Annotated in this window: 19 protein-coding genes; 9 read left to right on the top strand and 10 right to left on the bottom strand. The window is 62.0% G+C overall.

Going from position 1 to position 21092, the window contains the following annotated elements:
• Nucleotides 1-63: 63 nt before the first annotated feature.
• Genes GDH07_RS19210 through GDH07_RS19195 form a run of 4 tightly spaced genes read left to right on the top strand, consistent with a single transcriptional unit; the run spans nucleotide 64 to nucleotide 4954 of the window.
• Nucleotides 64-1530 (top strand): efflux transporter outer membrane subunit, encoded by a 1467-nt coding sequence (locus tag GDH07_RS19210; protein ID WP_152898540.1) that lies wholly within the window; start codon nucleotides 64-66, stop codon nucleotides 1528-1530.
• Nucleotides 1523-2701 (top strand): HlyD/EmrA/EmrK family protein, encoded by a 1179-nt coding sequence (locus GDH07_RS19205; protein ID WP_152898539.1) that lies wholly within the window; start codon nucleotides 1523-1525, stop codon nucleotides 2699-2701. Before GDH07_RS19210 ends, GDH07_RS19205 begins: the two co-directional genes overlap by 8 nt.
• Complete coding sequence (locus GDH07_RS19200) at nucleotides 2698-4224, top strand: DHA2 family efflux MFS transporter permease subunit (protein ID WP_053131497.1); 1527 nt, start codon at nucleotides 2698-2700, stop codon at nucleotides 4222-4224. The genes GDH07_RS19205 and GDH07_RS19200 overlap by 4 nt, the downstream gene beginning before the upstream one ends.
• Nucleotides 4225-4237: 13 nt before the next feature.
• The gene (locus tag GDH07_RS19195) at nucleotides 4238-4954 is read left to right on the top strand and encodes a siderophore-interacting protein (RefSeq protein WP_152898538.1); all 717 of its coding nucleotides are present in this window, start codon (nucleotides 4238-4240) and stop codon (nucleotides 4952-4954) included.
• A gap of 71 nt (nucleotides 4955-5025) precedes the next feature.
• Here the strand turns inward: GDH07_RS19195 and proP are convergent, their stop codons facing one another.
• On the bottom strand, nucleotides 5026-6528 hold the full coding sequence (gene proP, locus GDH07_RS19190; protein WP_022640485.1) for a glycine betaine/L-proline transporter ProP: 1503 nt from the start codon (nucleotides 6526-6528) through the stop codon (nucleotides 5026-5028).
• 381 nt (nucleotides 6529-6909) lie between these two features.
• Here proP and GDH07_RS19185 point away from each other — a divergent pair, with 381 nt between their 5' ends.
• Nucleotides 6910-7944: a hypothetical protein gene (locus tag GDH07_RS19185; RefSeq protein ID WP_103324722.1), complete on the top strand. Its 1035-nt coding sequence runs from the start codon at nucleotides 6910-6912 to the stop codon at nucleotides 7942-7944.
• Nucleotides 7945-7968: 24 nt separating this feature from the next.
• Here GDH07_RS19185 and GDH07_RS32550 read toward each other — a convergent pair whose 3' ends face one another.
• From GDH07_RS32550 to GDH07_RS19170, 3 genes are all read right to left on the bottom strand, one after another.
• Complete coding sequence (locus tag GDH07_RS32550) at nucleotides 7969-8730, bottom strand: hypothetical protein (RefSeq protein WP_246195997.1); 762 nt, start codon at nucleotides 8728-8730, stop codon at nucleotides 7969-7971.
• Nucleotides 8731-8782: 52 nt separating this feature from the next.
• Nucleotides 8783-9496, bottom strand: coding sequence for a DKNYY domain-containing protein (locus tag GDH07_RS19175; protein WP_152898537.1), 714 nt, complete (start codon nucleotides 9494-9496; stop codon nucleotides 8783-8785).
• A gap of 166 nt (nucleotides 9497-9662) precedes the next feature.
• Nucleotides 9663-10241 carry a MarR family winged helix-turn-helix transcriptional regulator gene (locus GDH07_RS19170; protein WP_201770009.1) on the bottom strand — a complete coding sequence of 193 codons (579 nt, stop codon included), beginning with the start codon at nucleotides 10239-10241 and terminating at the stop codon, nucleotides 9663-9665.
• Nucleotides 10242-10388: 147 nt separating this feature from the next.
• Between GDH07_RS19170 and GDH07_RS19165 the strand changes: the two genes are divergently transcribed.
• The 4 genes from GDH07_RS19165 to hpaI are packed head-to-tail and all read left to right on the top strand — an operon-like array spanning nucleotide 10389 to nucleotide 13157.
• Nucleotides 10389-10847, top strand: coding sequence for a VOC family protein (locus GDH07_RS19165; RefSeq protein ID WP_022640490.1), 459 nt, complete (start codon nucleotides 10389-10391; stop codon nucleotides 10845-10847).
• Nucleotides 10848-10866: 19 nt separating this feature from the next.
• A complete protein-coding gene (locus GDH07_RS19160) occupies nucleotides 10867-11571 on the top strand; it encodes a flavin reductase family protein (RefSeq protein ID WP_022640491.1) in 705 nt (234 codons plus the stop codon).
• A complete protein-coding gene (gene hpaH / locus GDH07_RS19155; RefSeq protein WP_152898536.1) occupies nucleotides 11565-12368 on the top strand; it encodes a 2-oxo-hept-4-ene-1,7-dioate hydratase in 804 nt (267 codons plus the stop codon). The genes GDH07_RS19160 and hpaH overlap by 7 nt, the downstream gene beginning before the upstream one ends.
• Nucleotides 12369-12392: 24 nt before the next feature.
• Nucleotides 12393-13157: a 4-hydroxy-2-oxoheptanedioate aldolase gene (gene hpaI / locus GDH07_RS19150; protein ID WP_152898535.1), complete on the top strand. Its 765-nt coding sequence runs from the start codon at nucleotides 12393-12395 to the stop codon at nucleotides 13155-13157.
• Between the two features lie 214 nt (nucleotides 13158-13371).
• On the opposite strand, the gene GDH07_RS19145 is transcribed toward hpaI, so the two are convergent.
• The 6 genes from GDH07_RS19145 to GDH07_RS19120 all read right to left on the bottom strand — a co-directional run bounded on the left by GDH07_RS19145 (nucleotide 13372) and on the right by GDH07_RS19120 (nucleotide 21056).
• On the bottom strand, nucleotides 13372-14415 hold the full coding sequence (locus GDH07_RS19145) for a hypothetical protein (protein ID WP_152898534.1): 1044 nt from the start codon (nucleotides 14413-14415) through the stop codon (nucleotides 13372-13374).
• A 257-nt stretch (nucleotides 14416-14672) separates the two neighbouring features.
• Nucleotides 14673-15020, bottom strand: a complete 348-nt coding sequence (locus GDH07_RS19140; protein ID WP_246195996.1) for a hypothetical protein — start codon at nucleotides 15018-15020, stop codon at nucleotides 14673-14675.
• Nucleotides 15021-15589: 569 nt separating this feature from the next.
• Complete coding sequence (locus GDH07_RS19135) at nucleotides 15590-18103, bottom strand: CoA transferase (protein ID WP_152898533.1); 2514 nt, start codon at nucleotides 18101-18103, stop codon at nucleotides 15590-15592.
• Between the two features lie 46 nt (nucleotides 18104-18149).
• On the bottom strand, nucleotides 18150-19238 hold the full coding sequence (locus GDH07_RS19130) for an amidohydrolase family protein (protein WP_152898532.1): 1089 nt from the start codon (nucleotides 19236-19238) through the stop codon (nucleotides 18150-18152).
• Nucleotides 19239-19269: 31 nt separating this feature from the next.
• On the bottom strand, nucleotides 19270-20118 hold the full coding sequence (locus GDH07_RS19125; protein WP_152898531.1) for an SDR family NAD(P)-dependent oxidoreductase: 849 nt from the start codon (nucleotides 20116-20118) through the stop codon (nucleotides 19270-19272).
• Entirely contained in the window at nucleotides 20115-21056 is a 942-nt protein-coding gene (locus GDH07_RS19120; protein ID WP_152898530.1) for an acetoacetate decarboxylase family protein, read from the bottom strand. Before GDH07_RS19120 ends, GDH07_RS19125 begins: the two co-directional genes overlap by 4 nt.
• Nucleotides 21057-21092 lie beyond the last annotated feature (36 nt).

Here is a 21092-nt window from a genome sequence, read left to right as displayed (position 1 = left end):
ATTTTCAATACACCTGGGCCTCTCTAGCATCCCGTCGCAACCTAATCGTTCAAGGACGTTGTGATGGCTCCTTATCGTTTGCTCCAGTCTGCAACCCTGCTGGGCCTGCTGCTGACGCTGCCGGCCTGCATCAGCCCCGGGCACACGCCCGAACCGCCCAAGCTGCTGTCCGCCGACGCCCTCGCGGCCGGCCAGGACCTCACCCTGGCCACCACCCAGAGACCGGCCAGCGACCACGACCTGTGGTGGCGAACCTTCCAGGACCCGGACCTGGATCGCCTGCTCGACGCGGCCCTGGACAATTCGCCCAGCCTGGCGATCGCCAGTGCGCGCATCAGCCGGGCCGAGGCCGAGGCCAACGTCGCCCAGGCCAATACCCGGCCCGGCCTGTCGGCCATGACCCAGATCCTGCGTAGCCAGGATTCCGAGCACTACAAGACCAGCGCCAGCGAATCCGGCACCTGGCATAGCGACGGCCAGGCATTGCTGCAAGGTCGCTACAACCTCGACCTCTGGGGCCTGAACCGCGCGTTGAACGAAGCGGCGGTGGGTAGCCTGCGGGCCGCCGAGGCCGACCGCGCGGTGGCGCGCCTGGCCCTGAGCGGCAGCCTGGTGGAAACCTGGTTCGCCCTGGCCGGCGTGCTGGAGCAGCAGGCCGTGGTCGACCAGGCCCTGGAGCAGCGGCGCAGCATCTACCGCATCAGCGAACAACGCTTGCAGTCCGGATTGGGCACCCAGGTCGACGTGGTCCGTGCCCGCGGCCCCATCCCTTTGCTCGAGGCCGAGCAGGCCCGGCTGCAGGGCGCTGCCCGCGTTTATCAACTGCGCCTGGCGGCCCTGGCCGGCAAGGGACCGGGCTGGGGCGAACAATGGCGGCCTCGCGGCACGGACCTGCGACGCAGCGTGGTATTGCCCGGGCAGCTGCCAGCCGACCTGGTGGGCAACCGCCCGGACGTCATCGCCCAGCGCTGGCGCGTCGAAGCCCAGGCCCAGCGCATTGGCGCGGCACGCGCGGCGTTCTACCCGAACATCGACCTGCTGGCCTTCGCCGGATTCCAGAGTTTCAGCTTCCAGAACTTGTTCCACCACGACAGCCGCACCTACGGCGTCGGCCCGGCGCTGACCCTGCCGATCTTCGATGCCGGCCGCCTGCGCGGCCAGTACCAGGCCCAACAGGCCGGCTATGCCGAGGCCGTGGCGAACTACAACCAGGTGCTGGTGGATGCCCTGGCCGACGTCGCCCGCTATCTCTCGCAACTGCGGGCCCTGGAGGGCCAGCGGGTAAAGACCGTGCAGGGCCTGGACGAAGCCGAACGGGCCTATGACCTGGAATACCTGCGCTACCGCCAGAGCCTCACCGACTTCCTGCATGTGCTCGACGCCCAGACCCGAGTGCTCGATGCCCGCATGCAACTGGTCCAGCTCAAGACCGCAGCGCAACAGAACCACGCCGGCCTGTTGCGTGCCTTGGGCGGCCGGACCGAAACCGACAAGAACGTCACACGACTTGCAGAGACTTCCCATGACTGACGCCTCCCCAACCCCGACCCCGGCCAAGTCGCGCCGTGGCCTGAACTTCCTGATCATCACCCTGGTGGCCCTGGCCCTGATCCTCGTGGCCGGTGCCTGGTGGCTGCTCTACGGCCGCCTCTACGAAAGTACCGACAACGCCTACGTGCGCGGCGACGTGATCCTGGTCTCGGCCCAGGCCCGCGGCACCGCTACTGCAGTGCACATCCAGAACACCGACACGGTGAAGGCCGGCGACGCCCTGGTGGAGATCGACCCGGTCGACGCCCGCCTGGGCCTGGATGCCGCGACCCATCAACTGGCCCTGACCGTGCGTGCGGTCAACAGCCTGTATGCCGAGGAAAACGACCTGGCGGCCCAGGTCAAGTTGCGCCAGGCCGAGGCCAGCCGCGCCAGCCAGGACCTGCAGCGGCGACGCGCGGTGATCGCCCAGGGCGGGGTCTCCGGCGAAGACCTGCACCACGCCGAGGAAGCGGCGCAGGTGGCCCAGTCCGGAGTGCGCGCCGCCGAGGCCAAGCTGGCGGCCCTGCAGGCACGGATTCAGGGGACCACGGTGGAGAATCATCCGCAGGTTAGCGCGGCGGCCGAACGAGTGCGCGAGGCCTACCTGGCCCTGGCCCGGACCAAGGTTCCCGCACCGGCCGATGGCCTGATCACCAAGCGTGCCGTGCAAGTGGGCCAGCACATCGAGCCCGGCACCGTGCTGATGGGGCTGGTGCCATTGGACAAGGTCTGGGTGGAAGCCAACTTCAAGGAGTCGCAACTGGGGCAGATCAAGGTCGGTCAGGCGGTGGAACTGTTCGCCGACCTGTATGGCCAAAAAGTGACGTACCACGGGCGCATCCAGGGCATCGAGGCCGGCAGCGGCGCTGCCTTCGCCACCATCCCGGCGCAGAACGCCACCGGCAACTGGATCAAGGTGGTGCAACGGGTGCCGGTGCGTATCGCCCTGGACCGCGAGGAAGTGCTGCGCCACCCACTGCGCATCGGCCTGTCGATGACCGTCAAGGCGATCCTCGGTGAACCCGGGGAACAGCCCGCGCAAGCCAAGGTGCAAGACAGCACCGGGGTCTACGACAACCTCGAGCAGGGTAGCCAGGCGCTGGTCGAGCAGATCATCGCGCAGAACCTGCAAGCGTCGAAACTCAGCCTGTCGAGGAACGAACGATGATCGCCAAGCGTCCCATCGAACCACTGAGCGGCGGCACGCTGTTCCTGGGCGCGCTGGCGATCGGCATGGCCAACTTCATGATGGTGCTCGACACCACCATCGCCAACGTCGCGGTGCCGACCATCTCCGGCAACCTCGGCGTGGCCCCCGACCAGGGCACCTGGGTGCTGACTTCGTTCAGCATTTCCCTGGCCATCGGCCTGCCCTTGACCGGCTGGCTGGTACAGCGCTTCGGCCAGGTCAAGCTGTTCATGACCGCGGTCGCCCTGTTCGTGCTGGCCTCGGTGTGCTGCGGCCTGGCGCCGAACCTTGGTTCGCTGCTGCTGTTCCGGATCTTCCAGGGAGCGGTGTGCGGCCCCCTGGCCCCGTTGTCCCAGGCCCTGCTGGTGGCGATCTTCCCGCCTGAACGACGCACCTCGGCGCTGGTGGTGTGGTCGATGACCACCTTCCTCGGGCCGGTGTGCGGCCCGATCCTGGGTGGCTATCTGACCGACAACATCAGTTGGCCGTGGATCTTCTACATCAACGTGCCGGTCGGGGCGTTCATCCTGCTGACCCTCGGCCAGGTCCTGCATGGCCGGGACAACCCGACCCGCAAGCTGCCGGTGGATGTGGTCGGCTTGCTGCTGCTGATGGTCGCGGTCGGTTCGCTGCAGATCCTCCTCGACAAGGGCCAGGACCTGGACTGGTTCGCCTCCACGCCGATCCGCGTACTCGCGGTGGTGGCGGTGCTGGGCTTTGCGTCATTGATCAGTTGGGAACTGACCGAGCAGCATCCGATACTCGACCTGCGCCTGTTCAAGGAGCGCAACTACGCCATCGGCACCCTGTGCGTGACCCTGGGCTTTTCCCTGTACTTCGCCTCGCTGGTGCTGGTGCCGCTGTGGCTGCAGACGGAGATGGGCTACACCGCGACCTGGGCCGGGATCGCCACCGCGCCGCTGGGGATCGCCGGGGTGGTGCTGGCGCCCTTCATCGGGCGGCTGATGCAGCACCTGGATGCGCGGATGCTGGCGAGCATGGCCTTCATCTGCTGGATCGGCGCCTCGTTGTGGCGCATGGGCTTCGAGACCGGCCTGGACATCCAGTTCATCGGTTGGAACTCGGTGCTGATGGGCGCCGGCACGGCCTTCCTGTTCACCCCGCTGGTGGCCATTTCGCTGTCGCGCCTGCCACCGGAAAAGATCCCCGCGGCCCTTGGCTTGCAGAACGCCCTGCGCATGACCGGCGCCAGCTTCGCCGTGTCCCTCGGCCCGGCGTTCTGGGATCACCGGGCCCGCGGCCACCAGGTCGACCTGGCCGAACGCATGAGCCCTTTCGATCACTGGAGCGGCCAGGCCCGGGCCAACCTCGACAGCCTCGGCCTGTCACCCGAGGGCGCCCTGGAATGGCTGGGCCGGGCCATCGATCGGCAGGCCCACATGTTGGCGCTCAACGACTTCTCGCTGGCCAGCGCATGGCTGTTCTTCGCCGTGCTCAGCATCGTCTGGCTGGCTCATTCACCCAAGGCGAAAGCCAAGTAGATCCGGAGTATTCATGTTCCTGCGTAAAAAAATGAAGTACGACATCGAAGTCACCGCCATCCATGACCTCACCCCCCTGGTACGGCGCGTCACCTTCAGGGGCGAGCTGTTCGGTGGCGACCTGGAGTGCCAGCCGGCCCAATGGCTGAAGCTGTTCCTGCCCAATGGCGGCAACCCCGCCAGCCGTGCCTACAGCATCCGCCGGCATGATCGGCAAGCGTCCAGCGTCGATATCGATTTCGTCCGCCATGGCCATGGCCCGGCCGGACGCTGGGCGGAACAGGCCCGGGTCGGCGACTGGATCGGCTGCTCGGCATTGCGTGGTGGTTTCCAGCCCCAGGAAGAGGCCGAATGGTTACTGCTGGCCGCCGATGAAACCGGCACCCCGGCGGTGATGAGCATCCTCGAGAGCCTGGCTCCCGGCGACCGCGCGGTGGTGGTGCTGGAAGCGGCGAACATGACCGAGCTGCAGGCCATGGACACCCTGGCCACGGTCAACTACGAATGGATGTTCCGCGACGAGCATCCGCACGCCACCAACCTGCTGCTCGAAGGCATCGAGAAGCTCCAGCTGCCTTCGGGGGTCGGGCAGTTCTGGATCGCCGCCGAAGCCCAGGCGATCAACGAAGTCCGCGACTATCTCACCGACGCCTGCTCGATCCAGCGCCGCCTGGTACGCAGCAAGGGCTACTGGATGCGCGGCGTCGCCGACCACCGCGACCGCGACTGAAGCGCCCTCCTGCCACTCCCCTGGGCCACGACGTCCAGTCGTGGGCCCGGCGCCGAGCCGGGCCCCAGGTCCTAGTCGATCCGCGGGTGCTGCTGCACCAGGTTCTTGCGCTTGGCTTCGAGCTCGGCGATCTGCGCATCGATGTCTTCGATCTTCTGCTCGATGTTGTCGTGGTGCTCTTGCAGCAACTCCCGAGCCTCCTCGATATCGGCCGCCGCCGGAGCCGCGCCACGCAATGGCTTGTTGGCCGTCTCGCGCATGGAAATACCGGTGATCAAGCCGATCACCGCGATCACCATCAGGTAGTAGGCGGGCATGTACAGGTTCTGGGTGGTTTCCACCAGCCAGGCGGCGATCGTCGGGGTCAGGCCGGCGATCAGCACCGAGATGTTGAAGGCGCTGGCCAGGGCGCTGTAGCGGATGCGCGTGGGGAACATCGCCGGCAACGTGGAGGCCATCACGCCGATGAAGAAGTTGAGCAGCACGGCCAGGATCAGCAGGCCGGCGAAGATCACCCCCAGCACCCCGCTGTTGATCAGCATGAAGGCCGGGATGGCCAGCACGAACAGGCCGACGCTGCCGAAGATGATGAAGGGCCGGCGTCCGACCTTGTCGCTCATGAAGCCGATCAGCGGTTGCACGAACAGCATGCCGACCATGATCGCGATGATGATCAGCACCCCGTGGTCTTCGCTGTAGTGCAGGTTGTGCGACAGGTAGCTGGGCATGTAGGTCAGCAGCATGTAGTAGGTGACGTTGGTCGCCACCACCACGCCGACACAGGTCACCAGGCTGCGCCAGTGCTGGGTCGCCACTTCCTTGAACGACACCGCCGGACCCGAGGCCAGGCCTTCGCGGTCACCTTGCTCGAGCTTCTCGACATGCTGCTGGAAGGCCGGGGTCTCCTCCAGGGCATGGCGCAGGTAGAGGCCGATGAGGCCCAGTGGCAAGGCCAGGAAGAACGGCAGGCGCCAGCCCCATTCGAGGAACTTCTCTTCACCCAGGATGGTGGAGATCAGCACCACCAGGCCCGCGCCGAGGACGAAGCCGGCGATCGAGCCGAAGTCCAGCCAGCTGCCGAGGAACCCGCGCTTGCGGTCCGGGGCGTATTCGGCGACGAAGATCGAGGCGCCGGTGTACTCCCCGCCCACGGAAAAGCCCTGGGCCATCTTGGCCAGCAACAACAGGATCGGCGCCCAGATGCCGATCGAGGCATAGGACGGGATCAGGCCGATGGCGAAGGTGCTCAGGGACATGATCACGATGGTCGCCGCCAGGACCTTCTGCCGTCCGTAGCGGTCGCCCAGGACCCCGAAGAACAACCCGCCCAGGGGCCGGATCAGGAATGGCACGGAGAAGGTCGCCAGGGCGGCGATCATCTGCACGCTGGGGCTGGCATTGGGGAAGAACACCTTGCCCAGCGCATAGGCGACGAAACCATAGACACCAAAGTCGAACCACTCCATGGCATTGCCCAGCGCAGCGGCGGTGATCGCCTTGCGCATCTTGGCGTCGTCGACGATGGTGATGTCCTTCAAGCCGATCGGCTTGACCCTTTTCTTGCGCGACTTCATAGCAGTTTCCCTATGGCTGGACTGTGCTCATGCATACCTTTGCCCCGGGCCCGAATGGTGGCAGGTACGAGCTGACAGCGAGATGACCAGTGTTCTACCGGCCGGGGCTCCATGCCATCAGATAGCCAGGAATCCGAAAAAATTCACTGTCCATGGCAATTGGCGATTTGTTTGGCCCGTGGTGCCTGCTGGCAGGCCGTACGACAAGGGCGCCTTGCGCTTTCCATCCCTAGGGCTTTAGTGCTATTGAAAACGCCGATCAGGCTGTTCGACAGTGATCCAGTCGACGGCAGGTTGGAACTCCCGGTGCTGCCCATCCACTAACTTCGGTCGCCGCAACCCCAGTACCCAGTCATGGCCTAGTGCCGATAAGGACATCCAATGAAAACTCTAAAAAGCCTGCGTTCCTTGGCGATCCTGGCCCCCGCCAGCTTGTTGGCCGCCTGCGCATCGATTGGCGGCCCTGCCAGCCCCGCGCAAAAGAACCCTACCAGCCAACTGCTGGACATGCTCGACCAGGCCACCCGCGAAGGCATGTCCGTGGTGCTGGTGCCGACGCTGATGCCCAACAAGAGCGTGACCGATCTTTCCAGCTATTCGCACCGGGTCATCTTCAAGAACAAGGACATGCCCGGCATCGCCTACATGCAGGCCTTCGCCAACAACGACCTGGAGAAGATCAAGGAGGCGGTCTATCTGTGGGACTTCCTCGAGGTCAACATCATCCCGCCGGGGACCTACCTGTTGTCCGGCGGGATCGACTACAAGATCGACAGCACCCTGGCCGACATCAAGGCGCCCAAGGGCCAGCCGGGGGCCACGCCCTTGGGCGCGGTGAACCTGTCCGCCGTGCTGTATCGCCGGTTCGTCAAGGAAGAGTATTGGCGTGATGCCTCCTATGCCGACAGGACCTACTCCCAGAACGTCTGCAGCGCCGTGCACATGGCGTCCGGCCAATGCGTGAGCTGGTCACAACAGAACTACACCCAGCGCGAGCAGGTCTCCCAGGGCGGTTGGACCGAAGGCACGAAGATTCAGGACGTCCAGTCCATCAAACTGCAAGCGCAGATACCCGACGCCTATGCCCCGCTGGCCTTCACCATCAAACCGGGCCAGATCCTGCTCAGCGACCGCTTCCACCTGAAGACTCCGGGCGTGCACTACGACCCGAAAACCTGCAAGGCCGTGGACACGCAAAACATCAAGTGCGCCCTGCGGGACATCCAGGTCTACATGCGACCCGCGCCCATGGAGTTTACGCAGAAGTTCATCGATCACGAGCAACCGAAACTCTCCGAGACAGGCCGCCAGGTGCTGGCGCGCATCCAGCCGATGAAGACCCAGGTACTGGGTGAGAAAGGCATGGAGGACCTGGTGTGGGGCCTGCCAGTCAGCCTTAAGAAACCAGGCAAGTAGACCCCTCGCCGCACCGCACCCGGCCTAGGGAACCGGCTCGTCATCGGGCCGGAACTCCACCGTTGCCCCTGCTGCCTGCAGTTGCTCTTGCAGCGCCAGCAGGCGTATGCGCAAGCCACTGCCGACCAGGATTTCGTCCTGCTGCGCCAATGCCAGGGCCTGTGCCAGGGGTACATCGAGCGCGGCGCGGAAAATCTTCACCACCTTGATCTTCTGCGGGCCGATGCCGGTGATGAGCAATTGGCCGCATTGGTAGAGGCTCTGGTCCAGCACTGGCTGCTCGACGTCCGGCTCTGCTGGTTGGTCGCACTCGCTGCGTTGCCGATGGACTTCGCGCCACAGCTCAAGGGCCAGGTCGGTTTCATTCTCGATCAAGTGCAGGGCTTGCGGACTTGCCGGGGCCAGGTCGTGCAATGCCGACAACAACCGGGCGAAACCCTGGAGGCTGGGGGCGATCATCGTCGCCTCCCAACGACCCGCTCCATGCCGGGCAAAGTACACGGGAAAGCCCGCGGCCTGCTCATGGATATCGATGAAGAACGGATCGTCGAAGTAGTTCCTGGCGATCACGTACCAGCCCGGCTGCCAGGCGCCGCAGCTAGAGGCGACAAGGCTTTCGCCGGTCAGGCCATGGGAGCGATAGCCGATCTGGAATCGCGCCCACTCGCCTAGCGTCGGATAGCTTTCCGGCAACTCGAGGTCGCCGGTGACGATGGCTGCGGCCATGAACTCTGCGACCTCGCCCGGCATGGGGTCAGGGAGGTGGTCCTGGTCGGTGCTGGACATACGGCGGATCATCCTGGCTGGTATGGGCGCAGGGCCTGGAGTGCAGGCGCCATCATCTGGACAGGTGCCTGGCCTGGGTTTCATCGAAGCCCTCGGGCGCCAAGTCCTTCATCACAAGATTCATGTGGAAGACCCGGTGCTGGTCTTTCGACCAGGCGCCATGAACATGCCGCCAGGTCGCAAAGTCGGCCCGCGCCAGTTTTCTCTCGGCGAAATAGAGGTTCTTGCCATCACCCGAAAACTCCTCGGTGAGGATTCGCCATTGTGCGGCGAGCACGCCCTTGAGCGGCTTGCCATCGTAGTAGACGGCCTCGCCATCACAGGCATACAGGTCGTTCTCGGCAATGACCCGCAAGTCCATGCAGCGTGGGTTGCCGCTCATCTTCCGGCCGTAGTACCAGGCGCTGTGGTCGTCGGCGCCGTAACTGCCGCCCACATGGCGAAAGCTGCCGGGATCGACGTCCTGCAGGGCCTTGAACGAGGTTTCATATTCGAAGTAGACATGCTGCCGGTCCAGCCAATACAGGCCGACTCGGCGAAAGCTGTCGCGGTCTATTTTCGGCAAACGGCTCCAGGCGTGGTAAATGCAGGAAGCATCCCGGCCCAGGAAATACTGCTCTTCGCAGAACTCGAATGTCTGCGGATCAGCAGCCGCCAGCTTGCGCCCTTGATGCCAGACCTTGCCCTCGCGAATAGCCCAGTATTGGATCCCGTAGGCACCGACGAACTTATGCTCGGGGAGTGCGGCCAGCTTTTTCCATGTCATCGAAACGATCCCTGGTGCGAAATGAGGGCCAGGCATTGCCGGCCGGTCGTGGTGTGCGGCCCAGCGGGCCTGGCGCGCGAGGCTACGCCATCTGGCCTTGGGGCTGCCAGCGCTAGACAGGCGCAGGCGACAGCGGATGGCCTTGCAGCCCTGCGGGCGACTGATCTCAATCCGCTTTCAACTGCACCCAGAGCTTGCCAAGAACCTTTTGCAGCAGCGCGCATTCGTCCTGGTCCAGGCTGCTGGTCAGGGATTCGCACATCCCCCAGAACACCGGCAAGGACCGCTCCAGCAACTCGCGCCCCTGCTCGGTCAACTCCAGGGCGAAGCTGCGCCGGTCCTCGGTACTCAGGCGGCGCCTGAGCAGGTCGCGCTTCTCCAGCCAATCCAGCAGGCCAGTCACCGTCGAACGGGTCACGCCAAAGTAATCCGCGATGTAGGACGGCGTGACCGCCTGGCTTTCTATCAGGCCCCGCTCGGCCAGGCCGAAGAACATCAGCAGGTCGAACTTGCTTTCCGATAGCCCGAACGGCGCCAGGCTGGCATTGGCACGTTGCTCGATGTCATCGCACAGCCAGAGCATCAGCAGGCCCAATCCGGCACGGGATCGATCGGTCGCGCCTTCGGCGGTATCGCGCATCAGGGCGAGGTGGGGACGGGTCGCGGCGGATGCGGCGAAAGATGTTCCGGAGCCTTGCTCGGGACTGGCGACAGGCTTGGATGCAGGTGGTTTTGAGCGGGACATGGGCGACATGGGTCAATGAGGAGGTTGCCAATCATACCAAGGGGAAATAGTATTTTATCCGTATAGTACGCTACACGTACTATATTTCGATATTGCTATCACGCCCCTTCCCGGGGCCAGCGCGTGCAAACCAACAAGGAAAACGCAATGTCCGTGAAAGTTGTTGAGCTTCACCACGTAGGCTTCGGCGTGAACAACGCCCAGGCCGATGCCATGCTGGACTTCTATCGCGATGTCCTTTCACTGCCCCAGGACCCGGCCCGCTGGAAGATCCCGGGTATCTACGGCTCGTGGTTCAACCTGCCCAATGGCACCCAGTTGCACATCCTCGGGTGCGATGGCGTTTCGCAATATGCCAAGCGCCCTGACCAGGACCCGGTCTCCAACCACTTCGCGCTTGCGGTGGAGGATGTGCTGGCAGCCGAGAAGGTGCTCGTGGAGCGGGGTATCGAGTACTTCACCCTCGACAATGTGGCCTCGCCCTCCTTGAAACAGCTGTTCCTGCGCGATCCGGCCGGCAACCTCATCGAGTTGCACCAGGCCAGCGAGCGGCGCCCTGGCGTCGACTCGGCCAACCAGGACAAGACCCCCACCGCCAATCGCTGAAACCGTTCAGGACATAGCCATGTATTTTGATATGAAGGCGCTGAGCCCGGAGCAGCGCAGCAACCTGGTGCACTCCACCGTGATCCCCCGCCCCATCGCCTGGGTCAGTTCCTGCGATGGATCGGGGGCGGTCAATGTCGCACCATTTTCCTTTTTCAACGTGATGTCGGGAGACCCACCGCTGCTGTGCCTGTGCATCGGCTCGCGCTCGGGAGAACCCAAGGACACCGCGCGCAACATCATCGAGCGTGGAGAGTTCGTGGTTAACCTGGTCTCGGCCCCGATGGCCGGGCGCATGACCGTCACCTCCATCGATTTCGATGCCCAGGTCAACGAGGCCCTCGAGGCCGGCCTGCAGATGCTGCCCGGCCAGCAAGTGAGCATTCCACGCATCGCCTCGAGCCCTTGCTCGATGGAGTGCCGGGTTCGCCAACTGATCGACATCGATGGCGTGCGTACCTTCATCCTCGCCGACATCGTCGGTACGCACCTGTGCGAGGAAGCGATCATCGACGTGACCCGCATGTTCATCGACCCGACGTCCATGGCCTTGATCGGCCGGCTGCACAGCCCCGGCTGGTACTGCGAAGTGTCTGCGGATTTCCAGATGCCGACACCGACGCCACAGGCCTGGCAGTCCTTGAAGGCCCAGGGCCGAGAGCAGGAACTGCTGGCATGGCGGGAACCATCCACCTCGCAAACAGGCGCAAAAGAACGATGCTGAATGCCCATGAAATACAGGAATGCGCCAATCGCCTGGATGCCGCCGAACGCTCGCGCGAACAGATTCGCCAGCTCTCCCTGAGCCATCCGGACATGACCATCGCCGATGCCTACGCCATCCAGCGTGCCTGGGTCGAGACGAAACTGGGCCGTGGCCGGAGGATCATCGGGCACAAGATCGGCCTGACCTCCAGGGCGATGCAGATGGCCTCGCAGATCGACGAGCCCGACTACGGCGTGCTGCTCGACGACATGCTCTGGCCCGATGGCGGCGAGATTGCCCGCGAGCGCCTGATATTGCCCCGGGTCGAGGTCGAACTGGCCTTCATCCTCGATCGTCGCCTGGCGGGGCCGGAGGTGACGATGCTGGATGTGCTGGATGCGACGCGCTATGTCGTGCCGGCGCTGGAGATCATCGATGCACGTTCGGAACAGCTCGACGGCGACACCCAGCGGCCACGCAAGGTGGTCGATACCATTTCCGACAACGCCGCCAATGCCGGGATCATCCTCGGCGGGCGCCCGGTGCGCGTCGACGACCTGGACCTGCGCTGGATCGGCGCCATGCTCCTGCGCAACGGCGTGATAGAGGAAACCGGCCTGGCGGCAGGCGTGCTGAACCATCCGGCCAACGGCGTTGCCTGGCTCTCCCGGCGCCTGGCGGTATTCGACACCGCCCTGGAGAAAGGACACATCGTGCTGTCCGGCTCCTTCACTCGCCCGGTGCGGGCGGAGGCCGGCGATACATTCCACGCCGACTTCGGTCCATTGGGCAGCGTGGGCTGCCGTTTTATCTGAGCACTGCATGTGCAGGAGATAGTCATGCATAACGAATTCAAGCAGGCCCTGGTGACGGGGGCTCCCCTGATCGGCCTGTGGCTCGGCCTGGCCAACGGGTACACCGCGGAAATGCTCGGGGGCACCGGTTATGACTGGTTGGTGATCGACAACGAACATGCTCCCAATACGCTGCAATCGACCCTCGCCCAGTTGCAGTGCCTGGCGGCGTCCCCTACCCATGCGGTGGTCCGGGCGGCCAGCGACGATGCCGTGGAGATCAAGCACTTGCTCGACCTGGGGGCCCAGACGTTACTGGTTCCCATGGTGGAAAGCGCCGAGCAGGCGGCCAGTATCGTTGCCGCCACCCGCTACCCTCCCCATGGCATCCGCGGCGTGGGAGCGGCATTGGCCCGCGCCTCGCGATGGCAGCAGATCCCCGGCTACCTGGCGATGGCCGATGAACAGATTTGCACCCTGGTGCAAGTGGAAAGCCGGGCCGGCATCCAGGCCTTGGCGGAGATTGCCAGGGTCCCGGGGGTCGATGGCGTGTTCATCGGGCCTGCCGACCTGGCCGCCTCCCTCGGTCACCTGGGCAACCCGGCACATCCCGAGGTGCAGGACGCCATCGCAGGGGCCATCCGGGAAATCCGCGCGGCCGGCAAGGCCCCAGGGATTCTTACCAGCGACGCGGCCATGGCCCGGCGCTACCTGCAGCTGGGTGCCGTGTTTGTCGCCGTGGGCTCCGATGTGGGGTTGCTGGTGAGTGGCGCCAAGGCACTCAGGGAAGCATTTGGGCAGGTGCCTTGACCCCGGGACCGGGATACCCGGCCTGCGGGTCGATGCCCCGATGATTGCTGCGGGTGGAGATTGCCCCGGTACTCGAGACAGAACCTGGCGAAGGGAAGCGAAAGGACCTGCTGCCAGGGCCGGGGCAGATGAAAAAAACCCGGCCTTTGCACTGCGCTGGCAAGCCCTTCAAGGTCGTCTTGCGGCGGCCTTGAAGGGCCTGGGCTCGACGCCGCTATTTGGACAACGACAACGGTACGCCCCAGATCGGGTCTTCCATGCCTTGCTTGCCCAGCGGCGTGATCTGCATGGGCTGGAGCCTGGACAGCAGTTGCCGGTGCTTGTCGCTCAGGACCCGTTGCTCGATGAGATTCTGCGTAAAGCTCATGGGCGCCGGCCAGGTGTAGACGGTCAGGTTGTCCAGCGGACACTCGATCTTCTTCGGATCGATCGCCCGGCACTTGGACTGCTGGTACTTGTAGCCAGGAGTCTTGAGGTGCATGCGCGGGGCCAGCAGCAATTGCCCGCCCTGGAGGGTGAAGCTGGCCAGCGCCTTGTCGACCGGCAGGCGCGCCTGGACCTTGATCGACGGCACATCGCGGGAATCGGTCTGTTGGTAATACCCGGCCCCAGAGCCCTGCGTCGTCTGGGTATATTGCTGCTCGCCCCAGGCCACGCAGGCGCCAGACGCCACGTGCACGGTGGTACAGACCTTCTCGGTCTTGATCTCGCTGCCATAGGTGGCGTCCTTCCAGACCTCTTCCCGGTAGTACTCGCGATAGAGCTCGGGGGACAGGTAGGCGGTGCCATTGGCGCCACGACCCGAACCGGGCGGGCCGCTACGGGCGCCGATCTGGTCGAGCAAGCCGTGGATCTGGTAGTCGTTGCCACCGGTCAGCAGGTATTTGCCGGGGGGCAGGATATGCACCTCGAAGGCCTTGAACAGGTAGGTCTCGCCAGGCTTTCTCTGCAACTCGTTGGTCTGGAACTTGCGGCCGAAGGTCACCTTCGGGTCCTTCTCGTATTCCCAGATCGCTGTCGGCGTCCACTGGGTCATGGTCAGCGCATCGCTCAGCGACTTGTGCGGCATCACGTCGGCCACCAGCACCACCGCCATGTTCGCCTTCAGCGCCGCGTCCACCTGGTCCAGCAACTGCGCGTAACGCAGATCGTCCTGGGTGACATAAGCGCCCGAACCGAGGTCGGACACGCAGCCAGAAAGGGAAAGAGAGAGAAGCAGTGCGGCGGGCAGGGTAAAACGCGGCCAGGACAGTTTCATGTATCGATCCTTGATAGGCGTTGGTATGGAACCTCGAACGGCCATGATCACTGGCTTGGGGCGCGCAGCGCAATATTTGCCAGAGTGCGCCGGATGACTTGCAGATGCGAGCGCACTCGATCTCGATGTTTGGTCGGAGCTTTTTCCTGTCCCAGAGCAGTGTCATGAACCTGGTGCGCAGGAAACCAGCCGCCACTCTCTAGCACGATGCCAGCAAGGAAGATTTTTGCTTCGACATGGAGATATCCGTCCGCAGATCACCCCATACAGATGCCCCTGGCACAATCGGCCAGATGATCGGCCGCCTGATAGATCTTGCTTTGCATATCCTGATCGTACATATCGGCGCTGCTCGTCATCGAGCCCCACATATCGAGGAAGATCCCCGCCAGGTTCTTGGGAATGCTGCCCTGCCCCTCCAGCCCGATCTCGATCTGCTCCAGCAAGTCCATCAGCACCTCGAGCGAATCACAATCGAGGCCGCGTTTTTCACGCAGTTGCAGGTCAAAATCCAGCCACTTCTCGATGAATGTCGAGATCAACTGATCAGTCATTGATGATGTATTCCGCCAGTGCAAAAGATGTTTGCGGTACAGGGCAGCCATGCTGTGCCCCCAAACCGATAGAGGGGGCCACTCTACAGCCTCGTCACTGGTTTATCTTGCCGCTCGCACAGACCGTCTCCATTGCCCGGCAGGCTTTGGGCACTGGCCATGCCACCGCCTGGTCTGCATGACGCCGACGGAGCGCAGGATATCGGGCCCATCGCCTAGGCGGGATTGGGAAAATGTCATCTGGCTGGAGCTATCAGCACTGCCCAATTCAAGCCTCCAGCACACTCTGAATACCGCCCAGCCGGTCGATAGAGGATTCGTTTGAGCCAGCAGCTCTGATGGATCTCTTACCGGATAGAAGCGCCATCGGCAGTTTCCGGTGGAATTGACAGCTAGCTAAACGCTCAGCTTCGTTCAGCTTCAGGAATGTCGGCATCGGCAGGATGAACTGTGAGCGACTGATCGGCGCCGGACATCAGCAAGTCGATGTTTGCACAAGGATTCCTGATAAGAGCATCGAGTTGGACCAGCTCGCGCTAAGGCGAAGCTGATTTGTTGACCGCTTGAACGAAAAAACCCACTGACCGGGGCCGGCAGTGGGCTATATGGTGGTCCTAAATTCAGTCGGGTAGATAGCGTGCGCCATCAAACCACCGCTCCGCAACGATGCCGGCATGTAGCAAGCTGTCGATCGCCTCGTTGTCGTAACCCAGTTCCTGCAGGATGCTACGTGAATGCTCGCCCGGCCCAGGTGCGGGCTGGAGCTGAAGACGGCCCTGGGAGGGCCTCCACCAGAGTGCCTCGGGCAGAATATAGCGCTCGTTCGAGGGATGATCGAATTGTCGCAGACGGCCGGAGGGTAGCGTTGCCGGAATGAGCATCCTGGCATAGGACCCTGTTTCCACGTTTCGTCGCAATGTTCTGGCCGACATTACGGCTTGTGCGGTAAAGCCTACCGACATGGCCCAAGTAACGGCCTGTTCCGTCGAAGAACCCTTCATGCGCCGTGACAGCCAACATCCAATAACATCATCACCGTTTAGTGGGGAATCTTCTCCCGCTGCTGATCGAATCTGTGCCCAATCCTCATGCGGCGCTGCAATATGAACCCAACCATCCCGTGTAGGGTAAATCCGATCCAGAGGGTTGTTTCCGCGTTCGAGCATACCTGCGGTTGTCGGATGCATGTGAGGGCGTCCAACAAACGGAATTTGCACCCAACCAGCGGATCGACAAAGGGAGGTTCGGACAACGAGTCTCGTACTGCCTCTCGCACGCGCAAGCAGGCCTACCAGCGTCCCGAAGGCGGCGGAAAAGCCGGTAAAGTAGTCAATGCAGGAGGCTATACCGTGCACTTTCGGAGCACCTTCACCTCCAAAGCGACGCATGATTCCGGAAATGCCCTGAAGGATGGGGTCATAGCCCGGCCGACTTTCCCATCCACCGGGTATCACACCGCTGAAGGCGGTTAAAGCCGTCACGATGGTGCGTGGATTGACTGCATGAACCTGTTCCGGCGCAGCACCCAGCCGTTTAGCGGATTGGGGAGGCTTGTTGTAGAGCAGCACATCCATTGTCGGCAGCAGACGATTCATGATTTCGCGCCCCTGGCTGGTATGCAGGTCACAGGCCAGATCACGCTTGCCCTGATTGACCTCGATGCCATAGACCAGCGTCTGGCGAGGCCCCATCTTCGGCCTCACAGCGCTGACGTGCAGTACTTCGGCACCCAGTTCGGCCAGGGCGCGTCCGGCGGTCGGACCGGCAATCACGTTGCACAGATCGAGAACCTTGACCCCTTCCAATGGCTGACCACGATAGGTGTCTTCATTGATCACGCTTTGTGGTTCAAACGTCCTGATGGAGGTCCAACCAGAGACTCTATCGCGCGCGGCAGGCTGTCTGATGGGAGTCTCGATGTTCTCACCCCGCACATCGATTTGCGGCGCTGGCCGGTAGACTATACGGCCTTGAGCATCACGTTCCTCAAGGACAATACCGCTTGTCTTCATAACCGAGGTCGCCACCCATTCAGTGGTGGTAAATTGTCGGGTGGCCGGAACTCCCCCACTCAACAAGATTTCAGCCCAAGCGTCCGCAGTATCCGTGGCAAAACGCTCCTCTAGGAGCCGAGCAAGTTTTTTCCAGAGCGTCGACAATCCCCGATAAGCATTGAGGTTGTTCTTGGAGGAGGGGATATCGAATACGTCGCCCTGCACAAAGCCGAGTGCTTCTGCTGCCTCCTGCAAGCCCGTCAACTTCAGCAACTTGTCAACCTGGCTTGCATTGTCGACCAAGCACAACATCAGAAGCTCGCCATCCTTGCAGCGATAGTTGCGAAAGAATGGTGGCAACATTCCGTCCGCCTTCTTGTGAAGCAGATTTGCCATAACGTCCGGCACCTTGCGCAAGGAGATTGATTCGACAGTCTTTCTGCGCAACGGAGGTACGTTGTATCGTTTGGGCTGGTCGTGAATCATGAACAGGACCCCAGCGGCTGATGTCATAACGGCATCCATCAACGGCACTTCAATGCTGTCTCCCTGACCGTGCTTCAACCGTCCATATATGGCGGCAAGAGCAGCGAGAGCCCCGCACACTCCGGCATAGACCGAAGCAAGCGGCAGCGAGCTATGTGTCGGGGGCAAGTCCAGTCCGGCCCCGGCAATAGCTGAGTCTGTGAACAGACCGGAAGCCGCCAGCAGCGTCGAATCCCATGCGCGCTGTGAGGCACGCGGATCGTGCCGGCTGTAACCGGGAAGTGACACGTAAACGATGCCGGGATTGATAGACTTAAGGACTTCGTGGCCTAGTCCGAGTCTGTCCATAACACCGGGTCGAAAGTTCTCGATGATCACGTCGCAGTCGGGCACTAATGCCAACACCCGAGCAAGGCCCTCCGCTGTCTTGAGATCCACTTCAATGATCTGTTTGCCGCGACTCAGTGTTTCCTGGGTGGTCGCATCCCAGCTCTTTGTGCCAGGTCGGACAATGCTGATGACTTCAGCGCCCTGATCGGCAAGAAAAACACCTGCCAGCGGCCCAGCGATGAAGTGGCCAAAATCCAGTACCCTAAGTCCGTGTAATGGCGAGGTGGTGCGGGAGTCGGGCGAGGTATCGATCACATTGCTCATGAATGAAATCCTATTCTAGCTAGCCGGGAGAAACGTCGGGATTGCTTCAAGCCTCGGTCGAAAGTCGATATACATCGACCGCATTGTCATGAAAGAGCTTGCGCAATAACTCCGGTCCTCGCGGCGCGAGAATGTCGGCCAATGCCCCTACTATTGTTGAGTAGGACGCAATGGATTTGTCGACCGGAAAATTGGAGCCAAACATGATCCGGTTTTCGCCGAACACGTTGACGGCATGCTCCACCATCGGGGCTACCCGCTCGGCTAAAGCGGCGCGAGCTATTCCTACCTGCTTCAGACCCAGCATCGGGAACGCCAGACCGGACTGCTTGGAGATAATGTTGGGGAACTGGGCGACCTCCGCCATGGCGTCGCACCAATGCGCGAAGATGTCAGCTTGTGCTGAACGCGAGCGACCTGTGTAGCGCCCCATTGGACCGAGCCAGCCAACAGGCGTGGCGTAATGATCCAGAATGATGGTGGTCTCCGGATATTCCCTTGCCAGCGTCACCACCTCACGAAGCTGAGTGCTGTAAACATAGGCATCAAAGGTCAGGCCACGCTTTGCGAGTTCCGCGAAGCCCAGCAGGAATTCGCGGGACGCCAATACTTTCTCGTCCGCGATCCAGCGTTTGACCCCAGGGTCATCATGCCAACTGGTCAAGCAGCGAATACCCCGAAAACGAGTACTGGCTCGGGCATGGGCATCCAGCGTGCTCGCAAAATCAGCCTTGCGCGGATCTGCTCTGCCAACAATACCCGCCAATCTTGGCCGGCCCTGTTGCTCAAAGGGCAGAGTCTCTAGCCAGACGGTTTCGTCTGACGGATTTTTCGCGTGCCAACCTGCCTCTACATGAACGGCAGCCGTCACGGCTACACCGACCGCAGCCACGGTACCTGCCACGTCTGCTGCATACTGTTCGGGCAGATACGGTGTTGCGACATGCTTGGGGGTAATGATGAAGTCGCATGTACCCTGATCCTTGACCCAAGGCGTCAGCTTATCTATCAGTTTGGGTGCATACGGATATATGCGTGCAACTGCTGAACTTTCACGAGGTGTTGTGAGGGGATCCCACTGGTGGAGATGGGTATCAATGATTCCAGGAATGATACCTTTGAGAACTGTGTTCATGACTTGACTCCAGCATCGTAAGGAATTACGCCTATCGGCGTCCGTTCTTTTCAGCCGTCACCAGCCCGAACTGATCCACTCCCGACATTCGGATGATAAGATCGGCAAGACCAGGCCATACAGCTTGTACCGCTGTCAGGATGCCGCTGGGCCTCCCGGTCACGGTCACTTCGGAGAGTTGGCGATCCAGCGCATCCAGAACCGCATTGGTGCACTGTTCGATGGTGACTGCACCCAGCTTCTTGGGATCGAGGGCCGTACCTAACATGGCTCTGTGCGCTTGACCTGCACCCATCACTACGGACGGGGCGATGACAGATGTGGTAACACCTGTACCCACCAGCTCGCGACGCAAGGCATGAGCGAAAGCCAGCGACCCCGCCTTTGCCGCGGCGTATACGCTCTTGGCAGGCAGGAAAACCTTGCCACTCATCGACGAGATGATTACCACATGCCCCCTTTTACGGGCGCGCATACCAGGGACTATTTTGCTGGTCAGCACCATCGGGCCACGAAGATTAATGCCAAGCTGAACGTCGATCTCCTGGGGGGAGATGGTATGCAAGCAGGCGTTGATCTCAATGCCAGCGCTGGACACGAAGACATCAATCGGCCCCAGTGTTTGCTCGACGCGATCCGGCAATGCAAGTAACTGCTCGCTGTCTAGTAGATCGACCACAAACTTCCGGGCTACCACTTTGTGCAGCGCGCAATCATTAATAAGTCGATCAAGACCTGCTTCATCGCGATCAGCGAGTGCAAGCTTCGCACCACGACTGGCAAGACGTAGGGCTACATCACCACCCAAAGCACCAGCGGCACCAGTAATGAGCACCACCGCTCCCTTAAGCGTAACGGCCGGGCCCATCCGCCCAATCATGACGGCACCTCCTGATCGAAGGTCTCATCGTCACTCTCTATGGGCCTGTTTGCCACGAAGGGGATAGGAGATGTAGAACTCAACACCTGCATGTCGTGGAGACGTGTCCAAGCCGCTACTTGTGCCTGACCTGCATCGACCACCTCGACAAGCTGGATAGCAGCTAGCCGGTTGACAACATGCGCGAGAGTCGGAAGTTGCTCGAAGGTGGCAGGGTAAAAGCGAAAGCAGCCAATGCCTCCCTTGAGTGAGCGCATTGAGGTCAACGGCACCATAGCAGGAGCTGCTGTGACCTGTTCGACTTCCAGTTCGCCCCAGGCTCCGGTTCGAGGCAGCACTCGATAGTGCATGAGAGGGCCCTTGCGCCAGCTTCCAGGGATACCTGGCAGACACTTGAGCGTTATCTCCATGTCGAAGAAACGAGTGCCTCCCCACGAAGCGATATAACGAACGGATTTGCCGTCGTTACCTGAATGCCGCTTCATCGTGTCTGCGTAAACCTTGTTCCAGCCAAGCTCCTCCCGTCCTGAAAGGATGGCGTCAGGACAATCCTCCCAAGTCACCAACTCCAGTCGCCCCTGCTGCTCAAGGTCCCCGTTCCTGTACGTCACCGGTACGCTGACCATCAACATTTCGTAACCCCGACCGGCGAGCCAGGGAAGGTTGCTAAGGCTGACGGCCTCAACGATCAGTAATGGTTCAGCAAGAGTGAACCCCACTGGCAGCAATGTCTTCAGGGCGTTGGCATCGGCACGAGCTACAACCCAAGAGGCCAGAGTCGAAGCACCCTTGGCTGGGTAGCCCTCATTACGATCGGGACGTTGTCGTGGACCGGGTTGGCGTCCGAACAGTGCGGGCATGCGTGGAATGCCGTCAAAGGTTTTCAGGGCAACCTTCTCTGTTGCCTTTGCGCTATCGAGTTGCTGATTGTTATGCATTTTGGGAACTCTCAAGAGGCGGATGGTCGAGCCTTA

The organism is Pseudomonas piscis, assembly GCF_009380155.1.
GTDB classification, from domain to species: Bacteria; Pseudomonadota; Gammaproteobacteria; order Pseudomonadales; family Pseudomonadaceae; genus Aquipseudomonas; species Aquipseudomonas piscis.
Note: the sequence above shows the minus strand (reverse complement) of the source record. Positions and strands in the feature narration are given on the sequence as shown.

What these genes read in the sequence shown, in the direction of transcription:
- hpaH (WP_152898536.1), top strand. Translation starts at nt 11,565, where the DNA reads ATGCTGAATGCCCATGAAATACAGGAATGCGCCAATCGCCTGGATGCC.
- GDH07_RS19185 (WP_103324722.1), top strand. Translation starts at nt 6,910, where the DNA reads ATGAAAACTCTAAAAAGCCTGCGTTCCTTGGCGATCCTGGCCCCCGCC.
- GDH07_RS19165 (WP_022640490.1), top strand. Translation starts at nt 10,389, where the DNA reads ATGTCCGTGAAAGTTGTTGAGCTTCACCACGTAGGCTTCGGCGTGAAC.
- GDH07_RS19120 (WP_152898530.1), bottom strand. Translation starts at nt 21,056, where the DNA reads ATGCATAACAATCAGCAACTCGATAGCGCAAAGGCAACAGAGAAGGTT.
- hpaI (WP_152898535.1), top strand. Translation starts at nt 12,393, where the DNA reads ATGCATAACGAATTCAAGCAGGCCCTGGTGACGGGGGCTCCCCTGATC.
- GDH07_RS19130 (WP_152898532.1), bottom strand. Translation starts at nt 19,238, where the DNA reads ATGAACACAGTTCTCAAAGGTATCATTCCTGGAATCATTGATACCCAT.
- GDH07_RS19210 (WP_152898540.1), top strand. Translation starts at nt 64, where the DNA reads ATGGCTCCTTATCGTTTGCTCCAGTCTGCAACCCTGCTGGGCCTGCTG.
- GDH07_RS19125 (WP_152898531.1), bottom strand. Translation starts at nt 20,118, where the DNA reads ATGATTGGGCGGATGGGCCCGGCCGTTACGCTTAAGGGAGCGGTGGTG.
- GDH07_RS19170 (WP_201770009.1), bottom strand. Translation starts at nt 10,241, where the DNA reads ATGTCCCGCTCAAAACCACCTGCATCCAAGCCTGTCGCCAGTCCCGAG.
- GDH07_RS32550 (WP_246195997.1), bottom strand. Translation starts at nt 8,730, where the DNA reads ATGTCCAGCACCGACCAGGACCACCTCCCTGACCCCATGCCGGGCGAG.
- proP (WP_022640485.1), bottom strand. Translation starts at nt 6,528, where the DNA reads ATGAAGTCGCGCAAGAAAAGGGTCAAGCCGATCGGCTTGAAGGACATC.
- GDH07_RS19175 (WP_152898537.1), bottom strand. Translation starts at nt 9,496, where the DNA reads ATGACATGGAAAAAGCTGGCCGCACTCCCCGAGCATAAGTTCGTCGGT.
- GDH07_RS19205 (WP_152898539.1), top strand. Translation starts at nt 1,523, where the DNA reads ATGACTGACGCCTCCCCAACCCCGACCCCGGCCAAGTCGCGCCGTGGC.
- GDH07_RS19195 (WP_152898538.1), top strand. Translation starts at nt 4,238, where the DNA reads ATGTTCCTGCGTAAAAAAATGAAGTACGACATCGAAGTCACCGCCATC.
- GDH07_RS19135 (WP_152898533.1), bottom strand. Translation starts at nt 18,103, where the DNA reads ATGAGCAATGTGATCGATACCTCGCCCGACTCCCGCACCACCTCGCCA.
- GDH07_RS19145 (WP_152898534.1), bottom strand. Translation starts at nt 14,415, where the DNA reads ATGAAACTGTCCTGGCCGCGTTTTACCCTGCCCGCCGCACTGCTTCTC.
- GDH07_RS19140 (WP_246195996.1), bottom strand. Translation starts at nt 15,020, where the DNA reads ATGGCTGCCCTGTACCGCAAACATCTTTTGCACTGGCGGAATACATCA.
- GDH07_RS19160 (WP_022640491.1), top strand. Translation starts at nt 10,867, where the DNA reads ATGTATTTTGATATGAAGGCGCTGAGCCCGGAGCAGCGCAGCAACCTG.
- GDH07_RS19200 (WP_053131497.1), top strand. Translation starts at nt 2,698, where the DNA reads ATGATCGCCAAGCGTCCCATCGAACCACTGAGCGGCGGCACGCTGTTC.